Source organism: Ruminococcus sp. AM26-12LB, assembly GCF_003480785.1.
GTDB lineage: Bacteria > Bacillota > Clostridia > Lachnospirales > Lachnospiraceae > Blautia_A > Blautia_A fusiformis.
Window position 1 is genome coordinate 15,793 of the sequence record NZ_QUJX01000004.1, and the last position, 14,364, is coordinate 30,156.

Genomic DNA, 14,364 nt, shown 5'->3' on the forward strand with positions numbered 1-14,364 from the left:
CCGGAGAAATTCTTCCCCGGCGCTTCCTGTTGTCATAATCCTGATACTGTAAAAATAATTATCTATAAATGATGTCGTTTCTTCCTGGTCCGTTAGAGATCATTGTGATCGGGAATCCAATATGTTTTTCTACGAACTCTACATATTTTCTGCAGTTCTCCGGAAGATCCTCATATTTTTTGATTCCACGGATATCGCATTTCCATCCCGGAAGCTTCTCAATAACCGGTTTTGCTTTCTCAAGCTGCACAGTTGTCGGGAATTCTGTTGTCACCTCTCCGTCGATCTCATAGCCTGTGCAAACCGGGATCTCATCCAGATATCCCAGAACATCCAGTACTGTAAAAGCAACGTCTGTAGCTCCCTGGAGACGGCATCCGTATTTGGATGCAACACAGTCGAACCATCCCATACGTCTCGGACGGCCTGTAGTAGCACCGAACTCACCACCGTCACCGCCACGTTTTCTCAGCTCATCTGCTTCCTCGCCGAAGATTTCAGAAACGAATGCACCTGCTCCAACTGCACTGGAGTAAGCTTTGCATACGGTTACGACCTTCTTGATCTCATATGGAGGCAGGCCTGCACCGATAGCACCATAAGCAGCCAGTGTGGAAGAGGATGTAACCATCGGATAGATTCCGTGATCCGGGTCTTTCAGAGTTCCGAGCTGTCCCTCAAGAAGAACCTGTTTTCCCTCTTTCAGTGCATTCCAGAGATAGAGAGATACGTCGCATACGTATGGCTCAACCATCTTCTTGTATTCCATCAGCTCATTCATGATGTCTTCCGGTTTCAGAAGAGGCTTATGATAGAGATGCTCAAGTGTTACGTTCTTGGTCTCGCAGATACGTACAACCTTCTCTTTCAGTGCTTCCTCATCAAAAAGCTCACTTACCTGGAAGCCGATCTTTGCATATTTGTCAGAATAGAACGGAGCGATTCCGGATTTTGTGGAACCGAAAGCCTTGCCTCCAAGACGCTCCTCTTCATACTGATCGAACAGAATGTGGTAAGACATTACCATCTGTGCTCTGTTGGAGATCAGGATCTTCGGTGCCGGTACTCCACGGCCTACTACTTCGTTGTACTCCTTGAAGAATACCGGAATGTTCAGTGCAACACCGTTTCCGATGACACTGGTCGTATGTCCGTAAAACACACCTGACGGAAGTGTATGAAGTGCGAATTTACCGTAATCATTTACGATGGTGTGGCCCGCATTGGCTCCACCCTGAAATCTTACGATGATATCGGCTTTCTCAGCAAGCATATCTGTGATCTTGCCTTTACCTTCATCTCCCCAGTTTGCTCCTACTACTGCAGTTACCATAACACAGTTCCTCCTTGTGTCTTTCTCTATTATTCGGAACGGCATGTTCTCTGCCTGTAATACACAGAGACACGTCATTCCTGTCTGTGTTCATTTCTTAATGTTTATAACATCTTGGAATTATACGTTGATCTCAACCTTAACGCCAAGCAGATCCTTATGTGCATCCAGAACCGGCTGTACCACATTGGCGATAAATGCCTCTGTCTGCTCTTTGGCACGTCCTGTATATCTGGACGGATCCATGGATTTCTGAAGATCCTCAAGAGTCAGGTTAAATGCCGGATCTGCTGCGATCAGCTCAAGAAGATTGTTATCTTTACCCTCTACCTTCACGTTCTTTCCTGCTTCCATGGAAAGCTCACGGATACGCTCATGAAGTTCCTGACGGTCTCCGCCTGCCTTAACTGCATCCATCATGATATTCTCAGTTGCCATAAATGGAAGCTCAGACATCAGTCTCTTCTCGATAACCTTCGGATAAACAACCAGTCCGTCTACAACATTGAGGCAGAGATCCAAGATTCCGTCGATCGCAAGGAATCCTTCCGGAACGCTGAGACGCTTGTTTGCAGAGTCGTCCAGAGTTCTCTCAAACCACTGTGTTGCAGATGTGATCGCCGGGTTCAGTGCATCGATCATCACATATCTGGACAGGGAAGCAATTCTCTCACTTCTCATCGGATTTCTCTTATATGCCATAGCGGAAGATCCGATCTGGGATTTCTCAAATGGCTCCTCTACTTCCTTCAGATGCTGAAGAAGACGGATATCGTTGGACATCTTATGTGCACTTGCAGCGATTCCCGCAAGGATATTCAGCACACGGGTATCAACCTTTCTGGAATAGGTCTGTCCGGAAACCGGATAGCAGGATCTGAATCCCATCTTCTCTGCGATCATCGGATCGATCTTGTCGATGGTCTCCTGATCCCCGTCAAAAAGTTCCAGGAAGCTAGCCTGTGTACCGGTTGTTCCCTTGGAGCCAAGAAGCTTCATAGTGCTTAATACATACTCAAGGTCCTCAAGATCCATCAGGAATTCCTGAGTCCAGAGAGTTGCTCTCTTACCTACGGTTGTCGGCTGTGCCGGCTGGAAATGAGTAAACGCCAGAGTCGGCTGATCCTTATACTGTGCAGCAAACTTGGAAAGCTCAGCGATCACGTTCACAAGTTTCTTGCGGACAAGTTTCAGTGCCTCTGTCATAACGATGATATCCGTATTATCTCCTACATAACAGGAGGTCGCTCCCAGATGGATGATACCTTTTGCCTTCGGGCACTGTACACCAAACGCATACACGTGAGACATTACATCATGGCGAACCTGACGCTCACGCTCCTTAGCCACATCATAGTTGATATCATCCGCATGAGCTTTCATCTCGTCAATCTGCTCCTGGGTGATGTTAAGGCCAAGCTCACGTTCCGTCTCAGCAAGTGCGATCCACAGCTTTCTCCATGTGCGGAATTTCATGTCCGGGGAAAAAATGTACTGCATCTCTTTGCTTGCGTACCGCTCTGACAGCGGGCTTACATATCTGTCTGTATTCATTATTATCCTCCTGATTACATACATCCGGGCCGGAATGGCGAATGATCCGTTATCTGCCCGAATCTGGTTAATTCACGCCTCTTGAAATTATATAACATTGCCTCTTTAAAAGCAACCGTTTGTTACTCCATACCCTGATGGAATTTTCCCAAAAATTCCTTCATTCTGCCATTTTCGGAAGAAAATACCTCCTGCGGCGTTCCCTCCACTGCGATCACACCCTTATCCATAAAGATGATACGGTCGGAAATATCTCTTGCAAAATTCATTTCATGAGTAACGATCACCATGGTGATATGCTCCTGAGCAAGATCCTTGATAACCTTCAGGATCTCACCGGTCAGTTCCGGATCAAGTGCAGATGTAGGTTCATCAAAAAACAGGATCTTCGGATTCATACAGAGCGCACGGGCAATGGAAACTCGCTGCTGCTGTCCTCCGGAAAGCTGAAAAGGATATGCCTTCTCCTTGTCTGCAAGGCCCATTTTCTTAAGAAGGCTTCTTGCCTGGACGTAAACCTCATCTTTCTTTCTCTTCTGCACCTTCAAAGGTGCATCCACTATATTTTTCAGTACGGAAAAATGCGGAAACAGATTGAACTGCTGGAACACCAGTCCCACATCACCGTTTTTGATGATCTCGCCGCTGTCCGGCGTCTCAAGTCCTGTGGCACAACGCAGGATGGTTGACTTGCCGGAACCGGAAGGACCGATGATACTTAAAACTTCTCCCTCTTCCACGTCAAGAGAGATATCTTTGAGAACTTCCAGTCCGTCAAAGCTTTTTTTGATATGTTTCATTTCAAATAATTTCATATTTTATACTCTCCATTCCTGTTAGCGGTAGTAATTCATACTTTTCTCAACCTTCTGCATCACAACAGCCACGATCAGGTTGAACACATAATAAAATATCGCAGCGATCACAAATGGCATCATTGTTGTCTGTGCACTTGCGATCTGCTTGGCAATGGTAAACATCTCCGCAACTGCCACAACGAACGCAAGGGAAGTATCCTTGACCAGCGTAATGACCTCATTTGTAATAGACGGCAAAATCCTCTTGATCACCTGTGGAAGGATGATGCGGAAAAATGTCTGCACCTTATTGTATCCAAGGATCTTTGCAGCTTCATACTGTCCCACCGGCATGGATTCAATGCCGCCGCGGTAGATTTCTGCAAAGTAAGCTGCATAGTTGATGGCAAATGCGATAAATACAGCGATCAGACTATATCCCATGGAAATACGGATCCCGAAGATAAAATAAGGGCCGAAATATACAACCATCAGCTGCAGCATCAGCGGCGTTCCTCTCATGATGGATATGTACCCGGATACAATGGTACGGATCACTTTGTTTCTGGACATTCTGCCAAAACAGATCAGAAGTCCCAGCGGCAGAGAAAACAGCAAGGTTACAAAAAAGATCTCAATAGAGACCAGCATTCCTCCTGCCAGCTGCTGGAGCATTACACTAAAACTCATTTTTTTCCTCCTGGTTCGGAGTATCAGTCCCATTTATCGGACTGATACCTGTAATTCCTGTAAACAACAGGAAATGAGCGTGTACGGCAGCTCTTTCTGCGCCGAAGCACCCTCATTTCCTTTTTATGCGGAAGCTTCAAAAGCTTCTGCTATGTTTCTTATTTCTACTGCTGTTGGATAGCTTAAAAAAATATCTTCACAGCTTTTACTGTGCCGGATCTGTACCGGATCATTTGGATTCAGAATCGGTTTCTTTCTCTGTGCTGTCTGCACTTTCTTCTGTGTCAGCTTCTGCTGAATCAGAATTCTCTGTCTTATCCTTGTCCTCGCTGATGCAGAGCATGCTCTTATCCAGTTCATACTTATCTGCAAGCTTGTCAACCTCACCGGACTCGTCAAGCTTCTTGACCTCATCCCATACGAGATCCTTCAGTTCATCATTTCCCTTCTTGAATCCGATGCCATACTGCTCGTTCTGGATTGGCTCGTCAAGGATCACATATTTATCCTTGCCTCTCTGGGAAAGCTGATAGTTAGCAACACCGATATCAACAGCAACAGCGTCTGCAGCTCCGGAATCAATATTCATAAATGCAGTGTTGTAGTCCGGATTCTCTGTAAGAGATGCAAAGCTGTCCTTCAGTTCCTTATTGTCATCGTTGTTCAATGCGTCCAGTGCAGCGGATGCAGCCTGTACAACTACGTTCTTGCCCTTAAGATCCGCAAGCTTCTCAATTTCAGAATCCTTGGCAACTACGATCACCTGCTCATTGTTGATGTATGGATCACTCCATGTATAGTCATCCTCACGTCCGTTGATAGTAAATCCATTCCATATACAGTCGATCGTTCCGGAGTTCAGCTCCATATCCTTGGAATCCCAGTTGATAGGCTTCTTAACAAGTTCCCAGCCAAGATTATCACATACTTCCTGGGCAAGGTCAAGGTCAAATCCTACATATTCTCCGTTATCATCCTTATATCCGAACGGAGGATATTCAGCATCAAATCCTACGATCAGGGTCTTATCCTCAACACCTGCCTGTACACTCACTCCTGTTACCATCATTCCTATTGTCATCGCTGCCGCCATTACTACTGCAACTGTTCTTTTCTTCATGGTCATTCTCCTTTTTTCGGTTATCTCTTTATCACATGGTCACTCTACCACGCGAAAGCGTATGGTTATAGTAACATACCCAAAAGGAGCTGTCAAGAGCAAACCTTCTGCTCTGCCAGATAATCTTTGTATTTCTTTCTGGCCGTTTTCAGATATGTTCTGGAAATTGGGATTTCCGTCTGTCCGACCACAAAACTGTTCTTCTTAAGTGAAGTTACCTTCTCCATGTTGATACAAAAGCTCTGATGACATCTCAGAAAGCTGCTGTCTGACAGCTGTCCCGAAAAATCCCCCAGCCTGGCCCTGCAGCTGATCTTTTTTCCATCGGTAAGATGAAATGTCACACTGTGAAGACTACTGGATATATATGCCAGATGATCGTGCTGCAGTGTATAAACCCGTGTCCTGTAGCGAAAATACAACGCTCTTCCGCCTTCACGCCTGCACACCTCCAGGATATGTACCAGAACATGTTCCAGTTCTCCACTTTCAACCGGTTTGACCAGATAGTTATAGGCAAACACTTCAAATGCTTCTTTATAGAATTTTTCATTCTCTGCCACCAGCACAACCGGGATATAATGTCCTTTCAGGCGCATTGTCCGTACAGTTTCCAGACTCCTGCCCTGATCACCATCCAGCCCCAGAAATATCAGATCGCAGATCTTGTGTCCCTCTGCCAGTCCTTTCAGAAGACTCTCTCTGGTCCGATACAGAAGGAGCTCTGCATCAGGGACCAGTGTGGAAAGCTGCCTGTACAGCTTCTGTGCATCCTTTCGTATTTCATCACATATCGCGATCGTCATCACTGCCATTGCCGTGTTTTCCTCCCTCATGCTCTTTCTGATATTAACATTTTATTTTCAAAGAAAGACCTACGCAATATGTGCTTCTAATTGTGCCTTGTTTTTTTACAAATTATTGCAATTCATGATCTGTTTTCGTATAATAATGTCATATAAGCACCAAAAGGAGTACTACTATGTCTGATTTCAGCAACAAATGCCGGGAATACCTAAAGGATACAGGAGAAAACGTTTATCAGTTATCTGCTTCTTCGGGACTTGACCGTACCTCGCTACAACGTATGATCACAGGGAAACGTCTTCCCGGTATTGATTTTGTGCGCCAGTTCTGCGATTCCCTCCGGATCAATCCTTCCCAGCGCAGGGAACTGATGGAATTATATAAAATAGAAAAAATCGGAAAAGAAATATATTACAACCGCAAATATATACAAGAGCTTCTGGGTGTTATCAGCTCCCAGCAGGTCATTTCCCGGGAGGGTTTTCTCAGGCTTCCATCCTTTCCCTTTTACCGTGGAACTTTTTCTCTTGATGTGGAAAAGAAGGTCCTGAGCCTTTTTGAGGACATCCTGTCTTCCGGTTCTTCTGAAACGATCCGTACCAACCTTCCGGCCAACTGCCGGCTTCTTGTACAGATCTTTTCCCATCTTTATCCCAAATATGAGAAACTGCCACCGGTGATCCAGATCCTGCCGCTTCACCAGAACCCGTCCGCCTCACCGGATTACAACATGAATCTGGAAACCTTTCTCTGCACACTCCTTCCGATCCTGTCAGGTTTTGTGGGCTACCAGCCATATTATTACTATACTCAGACAGGCCGAGAGTTTTCCAGCTATGAACTGTTTCCTTTTTTCTTACTCACTGAAAAAAAACTGCTGCTGTTATCCTCGGATATGATGACCTGTATTTTTACTGAAAATCCGGAAGCGATCCACGCATATCAACAGGAATTCCAACGGGCTCTTGAGAATTCCAGCCAATTCTTCCTGCAGTCGGATTCTCCGGACAGGATCCTTAATATCTTTGGTTCTATCATGCAGACAAAGATCTCAACAAATTTTGCACTGGAATCTCATCCCTGCCTTGCACTGATGTCCTATGGTCCGGGCTTTATTCAGTCATTGTTTGATAACAGGGATATCGATCTTTCCGATCCGGTCTATACCCAGCTGGCAGCGGTTCTGAACCAGACTTCCTTTTCTTTTACAGAAGCTGCCTTTTCCTGCAATTATTTTACACTGAGCGGGATCCGAAAATTTGCCCGTACCGGACTCCTTGACGGACCTTATTCCTACCATCAGACCCCTCTTCCGAAAGAAGAACGAAAAAAAGCCCTCAAGCATCTTCTTGACACAGATATGGGACATGAAAAATGCAGGATCCTGAAGCCTTCCATACTTCCTGAAACCGGGATCCATCTGGAAGTTCTGTCTGACTATTCCGTTTTTCTCTGCTTTCTTTCCGAAAAAGATACTTTTCTCTGTATCTATCTGAAAGAGACCAGTATCGGACAGGCCCTGAATGATTACCTCTGTTCCCTGTCTGAGGAAGAATCCGTATATACAAAAAAAGAAGCCCGGCAGATCCTGCTGGGACTTCTTGAACAGCTTTAAGAGCCGGTACTTCTGTGATATTCTCTTGTGAGATCCTCCAGGATCCTGTCGGTTTCTCCGGATGCGATATGCTGCTCCGGGAGACCGGCAAAGCTTTTCAGAGCCTGGTCTGTTTCCTGCCTTACCATTTCATCTGTCTTCAGATCTTCCTGTCGTTTCCTGTATTCTTCTTCACTGTGAACACTGCGGTAGGCCAGAAGATAAACCTTCAGCGCTTTCTCTGAATGATTCTCCTTCCATGCTTTCCAAAAGCAATCCAGCGCTTTATCCATCTGGAACAGGTAACTGTATGCGCATCCCTGATTATGCAGGATCCTTTCACGCATCTCTCCGGTGATTTCTTTCCCGCCATGCTCCAGAAGCTTCTGATAAACACGGAGTGCATTCACATACATCCGATTCTCCATCAGCGCATCACCTTTGCGTTTCTCCCGTATTTCTTCAGGTTCACGTTTTCTGGCTTCAATGCGCCCGTTTAAGGTCTTAAGCTCTTCATAAGCCAGATAATTGATCTCTTTAAATATCGGATACAGTACTTCTTCAAGTCCGGCCTCTCTTCCAATATAAGGTTTCAGCTTGGCCGCAAGCTTCGGAAGCTCCAGTTCTTCCTCCAGCCAGGTACAGAGCTTACTGCTGATCAATGAGCTGTCCACAAGATAAAGATTGTTATAAAGATAATAGCAGAGTTCTTCTATAGAATAGATATTGGTACTGATATTTTCGATATAAAACGGCTTCTCTGCCTTTTTTACCTGACATAAAATATATCCGCTCATGCCTGCTTCCTTTCTTCCTGCTCATCCCATCGTACCAGTTCCCTCCAGATCTTCCCACTGGAAGGATACATTTCGCCAAAGCCCAGATCCTCTACTGTGATCTCACAGTCTCTCGGCGATACGTATTTCAGCGTGAGGGAAAGCCTTGAAGTCCGATTAGGCCGCTTTGGCAGACCCTCAAGTGCCATGGCCACACGTTTCTTCTCGGTTTCTTCCGGAATACTTACTACAAATACCAGTTCACTGGTATCATCCAGGATCAGCTCGCAGGATGCACTGCATTCATACCAGTTGCTGCCGCTTTCGATCAGCGGATAGTAAGCCGGAGAGCCCATCACCCGCATATCCATTCCTACGTCCGCAGTCACCAGCGAATCACTTAAATAGCGGTAACCTTTGAGTTTTTTATCCTCCAGCCTGTCCTTACCGGCTATGCAGGCTCCCTTTGCAAAAAGATTGTTTCCGTAAAAAACCTTCCGGCCCTGATGACACAGGAGCTTTACAGACTGCTGTGCCCACTGCTGGTCAAATCCTTCTCCCGTGATCTGCACACTGGAGAAGAGCTCTTTGCCGAGAGTCTTACTGATAAAACGGTAAAATTCCACATCACGGATCTCTTCTTCCGGTTCAAGCTTTGTACTGACCGGATCCTCCAATTTTACAAGCACCGGTCTGGAAGAGCCGTTGATGGTCAGCTTCCGGAAGGTTACCGTATCGCCTGCAAAGGCATACCAGCCTACACTTCGATTCCAGGTTTCCCGCTTCTGTCCCAGTGCATAATAATAAAAGCTCTCGCCATAGTCCATAAGCATATATTTCTCACGTGAAAAACCTGCAAGGCTGCAGGCCTTCTGATAATTCCGTACCTGAAGTGTACTAAGCTCCGGCGATGTGATACAAAGGCACCGGGTATTCTTTACGATATCCTGGATTCCCAGAAATTTCAGGATTCCCCTTAGAAAATGTGCCAGAAGCTCTGCCGGCTCTTTTTCCTCTCCTGCCACCTGGATCTTTTCTTCCTTCTGACAGATATCATAAATATTTCCGATCATGATCCCGCCCTTTTCCCTGGCAAAATACTCTGCTTCCAGGCCTACGCAGTAATCACCGTGATCGGTACGATAGCAGATACAGCCCGGAGCTTCGTACTGACTGGCTCCTACCTTCATGGAAAGAGAACGGGCTTCTTCTGCTTTTCTGTCATAATAACAGATCTGTGTGTATTCTTTTCCAATATCAATTCCTATGATCAAGTCACGAATTTCATTCATCTTTCCGGTTCCTTCTCTATGACAAACATTTCATTAACGTACTGTTCCTGCCGGAGATACTGTGCCAGCTTCTCCTTCACTTCCGTGTCTTTCTCCAGTTTCCTTGCACAGAGTATCTGATTGATCAGCTGATATTTGCTGGATGCCTGGTCATTACTCTGGCTCATGGTCAGTATTTTTTCTTCCGTTTTGTGTACACCGGTTTCATCTTCTGTCTGGAAATAATATCGCAGGGTCTCTCCATAAAACAATGTAAATGCTCTGGCAAAAATTCCCTCATAGACATTTTTGAGCGGTTCACTTTTATAGTCCGGTACAGTTCCAAGTCCTGTATCCAGGGAATAATACAGTGTGACCAAAGTCTCCGGTGAAGTATGATACTCTACAAAAGTCTTATCATCCAGCTGATACGGTCGCAGGATACTCTGATCCAGATTCCGGAAAAACTCAAATAGCATTCCTTCCTTTACACAGGAAGAGAGGATTTTTTCCTCCATTTCCAGATTTTCTTCATCAGCAGTTTTTTCTTCGGAAAGCAGTTTCAGAAGGGTCAGGTCACAGATCCGGTCTCCGGGCCACTCCTTTTCTCTGCGATTTTTCAGATACTCCTTAAGTCCAGGCATCTCCGGCATTTCTTTTACAAACATTCCGTAAGACATCAGAGTCAGATACGCACCGATCACACTCTCTTTTCCGGAATGGCGGATATATGCTTTCAGGATATCCGCACCCTCTGGCCGATAATCCCAATTAAACATCAGAAGAGAAAGGATCCTCTCCTCCAGATTATAGGTATCCATATCAAACCCACAGGCACTTTTCCAGATATCCAGAAGTTCCTCCACAGGTCCAAACCGGAATTTCATCAGATACATGAGGATCACTTCATCATAGATTCCCTGTCGGTATACATGAGAGGAAAGTGCGATCAGCTCTTCGTCTTCCGCACAGTCACAGCGGATGATCATACGGCTTACCAGCTTCAGAAGCGCACGCTCCTCTACTCCTTCAAATCCAAATGCTTCCACCACGCTCATAGCCTGCGGAAACAGTCCCCGCTGGATCAGGATCTCCAGAAGGGTTTTCCGGTCGACCATGGCATATTCCCGATAATCCATCATCTCCAGACAGGCATCCAGATCTTCTCCCTGCACGTGATCCCGATAATAATCCAGGATCTTTTTGCGGATCAGCCTCTTATATTCATCAGTAAACGCCGGTGAAAGGACCAGTTTCTGAAAAATTCCCAGATTCTTACGACTGATCTCCTGACCCTGACAGTAATACAAAAGCACAGCCGGTTCATCCGCCCCTTTTTCCAGCACTGCCGGAACCATCTCACGATCATCAAAAAGTGGTGTCAGATTATAATCTACCGTAGCAGCATAACGTCTCTGTTTTTCATCCTGAAATACAACGGCCGCATCTTCACTGCAGATCCTTGGGTAAGCGATCCCATGGATACACGGATAGATTTCTTCCTGTTTCATCTGTCTGTGACGGACGATCACACTGCGAACCTTCGGATCATCCGTATACAGTCGGCAGGTAAACATTCTGGAGGCGATCACCTGCGCTTTTTCGCTGTCCGATGGTTCCCGCATGAATTCCTGATAAACAGCAGCATAATTTTCATTCATCCGGCCTTCCCGTAACTTACGGAAAGCAAATTCCTCCATGCTTTCACGATAACTTTCGTATGTCTGTGGATCACGTTCCTTCCCTGCAATGATGCATGCATACAGATAGGCACGCTTGGAATCACCGAGAGTATTGTTGTTATAGGTAAAATACATCAAAAGCGGTTTCGGCAGGACTCTCCGATAAGAAGTATCCAGTGTTTCCACATAATATTCATACAGCCGTGTGATCCGGATCCCGCGGTCCACGGCAGCGGAAAACCACTGAAAAAATTCCGGTTTTCTTGGATTTCCCTTCATAATATATTTACAGATAGCTTCCACAGTATCATCCGACGGAAAGGCTTCACATCCCATGGCCATAGCACGGTACAGACTTTCGTTAAAAGCTTTCTCATAACCGGAAAGATATGCCAGGCGCATGACCAGCTCTTCCGTCAGCATCTGTTCTTTTCCTGCAAAAAGGAATACCTGGGCCCAGAACCCATTGATTCGATGCAGCAGAGACATATCTGCACAAATACGGTTCCATGCTTCCAGATACAGAAAAGGACTTGTACATCCCCGCTCAAAAAGTTCCTCCATCAGAAAGATCTTTTTTGACGGAGAAAGCGTATGATCCATTTCAAATACCAGTTTCAGAAGGATAAAGCTGTCTTCCTTCTGCATCTGGAAATTCTGTACCTTGCGGAGGGCCTGTTCCTTATCCCGGTACAGCCCGGTCTGTGTACACAGATACAGATAAATCCCTGCCAGTTCCAGTTCATTGTGATGAAAGGATTTATTCTGATAACGCTCAAGGATTTCTGAAGCCTGGTCATCTTCTCCTTCCAGATGAAGAAGATAGGCTTCCAGAAGCTGATATTCCGGATATTTCAGTCCGTTTTCGCCCATACGGTCAAGCTTCTCATGAGTAGAGGCTGTCCAGGCCTGAAAATCTGTTCTTTTACAGAGATATCCCAGGTATTCCTTCATCAGAGATATCCGGTACTGTTTTTCCAGAAGATCCAGGTTCACGGCACTCTCAGTTCCTCTGGATGCAAGAACGTGATATACCAGTTTCTGGTATGGGGTTTTTACAATGATCTCGCCGTACTGATTTCCTTTTCCCAGTTTTTCCTGGCGGATCACATAGTTTATTTCACAGGTACTTCCGATAAAATCCTCTTCTGTGACCACATGCTTGCCTGCCTCCAGAAAATCCCCGTTTACCTCAATATCTGCCCGCAGGTGTCCCCATCCGCTCCTGTGGATATAAAGGGATTCCTGAACAGATTCACTGACATCATAAAAACTCGCCTCTTCTCTGTTCAGACTCAATGTCACCTTTTCCTTGGCACCGGCTGCGATCAGAAATTCCTCCAGATGCTGATAGGTCACCGGCTGCTGTGACATTCCTGCATAAAGAGAACGGATCTTCTCACTCTGATCACTCAGAATCAGGAAAAAATGTCGTTCTGTAAAGATCCGGTAAGCCTCATGGAAATCTTCCTTTGCAATGTGCAGAAATTCTTCCAGAGAAGATACCTTTCTGCCTGCACTCTTCACCTCTTCCGTCTGTACCTGTACAGTGAACGGCAGCTTATATTCTCCGATACTGGTAGTAAAACACAGCCAGCCTTCAAAGCTCTCTCCCGGCCTCATTCCCTCTGCATCTACCCCATAAGGCATGCGCACTGTGGTTCCGGAAAAGCGGTCAAATCCGGGCACCAGTCTCCGGTCAGATGAAGTCACAAAGCCACTGATCCTGCGGTTGTCATCGGTACCGAAATAAATCTCATCCTTTGTAGTCTCTCCTGCCTTCAGCGTAGCGAAAATACGGTCCTGTGAAAACAGAAGCTCAGGCTGTTCATAAATAAATTTTCCGTTAAGAAGCTGTTCTATCCTCTTTTTCAAAATATATACTCCTCATCAATATACACTGATTGTTGTCACTCGTATTTTATGATTATACACCAGATCAGAATGTGGCGCAACAGGTGTTCGCCTCTGTCCTTTTTATAAAGTTTCTGTTGGAAAAGCACGAAAAGCACGTCCGGCTCATAAGCTATAAGGAAATCCCCTTTGAGGTGAACCCTTGAAAACCTTTCTGAAACCGCTTTCTTTTGCGGAAGAGCAGTTCTATCTTCTACAGCTCCAAAGGGGCGATCCGGAAGCAAAAAATATCCTTATCGAACACAATCTCCGCCTCGTAGCACATGTTGCAAAAAAATATCAGGGATGTGACGAGGATCAGGATGATCTGATCTCCATAGGCACCATAGGTCTGATCAAAGCCATTTCCACCTTTGATCCCAGCCGGACTTCCAAGCTTTCCACTTATGCTGCACGGTGCATTGACAATGAGCTTCTCATGATGTTCCGTGCCCGCAGGAAACGTTCCAGAGAAGTTTCTCTCTATGAACCCATCGGCACAGACCGGGAAGGCAACGAGATCAGCCTTCTCGATATCATTGAAAGTCCACCCGTTGATGTTGTGGATGATTGTTTCAAAAGGGACAGCATTTCCTATCTTCTCCGTTATATCCGGACAGTACTCTCCCCAAAGGAATACCAGGTGATCTGCTGCCGCTACGGTTTGAATGGTCAGGAGCCACTGACCCAGCGAGAGATTGCTGAAAATCTCTCCATCAGCCGCTCCTATGTATCCCGTATCGAAAAGAACGCTCTTCGAAAACTCCGTACTCTTTTTCCTGAAAATCAGTAAAGGGGAGAACGTTCTTTTCGTTCTCCCCTTTACTCTCTTATCCACCCTTTCGGA

At 45.8% G+C, this 14,364-nt stretch carries 11 protein-coding genes; 2 read left to right on the forward strand and 9 right to left on the reverse strand.

Annotation, left to right across the window (positions count from 1 at the left end):
- Window positions 1–58: 58 nt before the first annotated feature.
- From DW694_RS03390 to DW694_RS03415, 6 genes are all read right to left on the reverse strand, one after another.
- On the reverse strand, window positions 59–1,333 hold the full coding sequence (locus DW694_RS03390; protein WP_022426147.1) for an adenylosuccinate synthase: 1,275 nt from the start codon (window positions 1,331–1,333) through the stop codon (window positions 59–61).
- A 120-nt stretch (window positions 1,334–1,453) separates the two neighbouring features.
- Window positions 1,454–2,887 (reverse strand): adenylosuccinate lyase, encoded by a 1,434-nt coding sequence (purB, locus tag DW694_RS03395; RefSeq protein WP_044961987.1) that lies wholly within the window; start codon window positions 2,885–2,887, stop codon window positions 1,454–1,456.
- 122 nt (window positions 2,888–3,009) lie between these two features.
- Entirely contained in the window at window positions 3,010–3,702 is a 693-nt protein-coding gene (locus DW694_RS03400) for an amino acid ABC transporter ATP-binding protein (RefSeq protein WP_110102490.1), read from the reverse strand.
- Window positions 3,703–3,723: 21 nt separating this feature from the next.
- Window positions 3,724–4,374, reverse strand: coding sequence for an amino acid ABC transporter permease (locus DW694_RS03405; RefSeq protein WP_022426149.1), 651 nt, complete (start codon window positions 4,372–4,374; stop codon window positions 3,724–3,726).
- Window positions 4,375–4,603: 229 nt separating this feature from the next.
- The gene (locus tag DW694_RS03410; protein WP_015527098.1) at window positions 4,604–5,494 is read right to left on the reverse strand and encodes an amino acid ABC transporter substrate-binding protein; all 891 of its coding nucleotides are present in this window, start codon (window positions 5,492–5,494) and stop codon (window positions 4,604–4,606) included.
- 92 nt (window positions 5,495–5,586) lie between these two features.
- On the reverse strand, window positions 5,587–6,309 hold the full coding sequence (locus DW694_RS03415; RefSeq protein WP_015527097.1) for a LytTR family DNA-binding domain-containing protein: 723 nt from the start codon (window positions 6,307–6,309) through the stop codon (window positions 5,587–5,589).
- 167 nt (window positions 6,310–6,476) lie between these two features.
- Between DW694_RS03415 and DW694_RS03420 the strand changes: the two genes are divergently transcribed.
- Complete coding sequence (locus DW694_RS03420) at window positions 6,477–7,916, forward strand: helix-turn-helix domain-containing protein (protein ID WP_118752549.1); 1,440 nt, start codon at window positions 6,477–6,479, stop codon at window positions 7,914–7,916.
- On the opposite strand, the gene DW694_RS03425 is transcribed toward DW694_RS03420, so the two are convergent.
- From DW694_RS03425 to DW694_RS17125, 3 genes are read right to left on the reverse strand one after another with little or no spacing between them, the layout of a single operon-like run.
- Window positions 7,913–8,692, reverse strand: a complete 780-nt coding sequence (locus DW694_RS03425; protein ID WP_015527094.1) for a hypothetical protein — start codon at window positions 8,690–8,692, stop codon at window positions 7,913–7,915. The two genes, DW694_RS03420 and DW694_RS03425, sit on opposite strands and share 4 nt — an antisense overlap.
- Complete coding sequence (locus DW694_RS03430) at window positions 8,689–9,963, reverse strand: DUF5716 family protein (RefSeq protein ID WP_118752550.1); 1,275 nt, start codon at window positions 9,961–9,963, stop codon at window positions 8,689–8,691. Before DW694_RS03430 ends, DW694_RS03425 begins: the two co-directional genes overlap by 4 nt.
- The gene (locus tag DW694_RS17125; RefSeq protein ID WP_286186799.1) at window positions 9,960–13,499 is read right to left on the reverse strand and encodes a DUF5717 family protein; all 3,540 of its coding nucleotides are present in this window, start codon (window positions 13,497–13,499) and stop codon (window positions 9,960–9,962) included. Before DW694_RS17125 ends, DW694_RS03430 begins: the two co-directional genes overlap by 4 nt.
- 181 nt (window positions 13,500–13,680) lie before the next feature.
- Between DW694_RS17125 and sigK the strand changes: the two genes are divergently transcribed.
- On the forward strand, window positions 13,681–14,310 hold the full coding sequence (sigK, locus tag DW694_RS03440; RefSeq protein ID WP_059085391.1) for an RNA polymerase sporulation sigma factor SigK: 630 nt from the start codon (window positions 13,681–13,683) through the stop codon (window positions 14,308–14,310).
- Window positions 14,311–14,364: the final 54 nt, after the last annotated feature.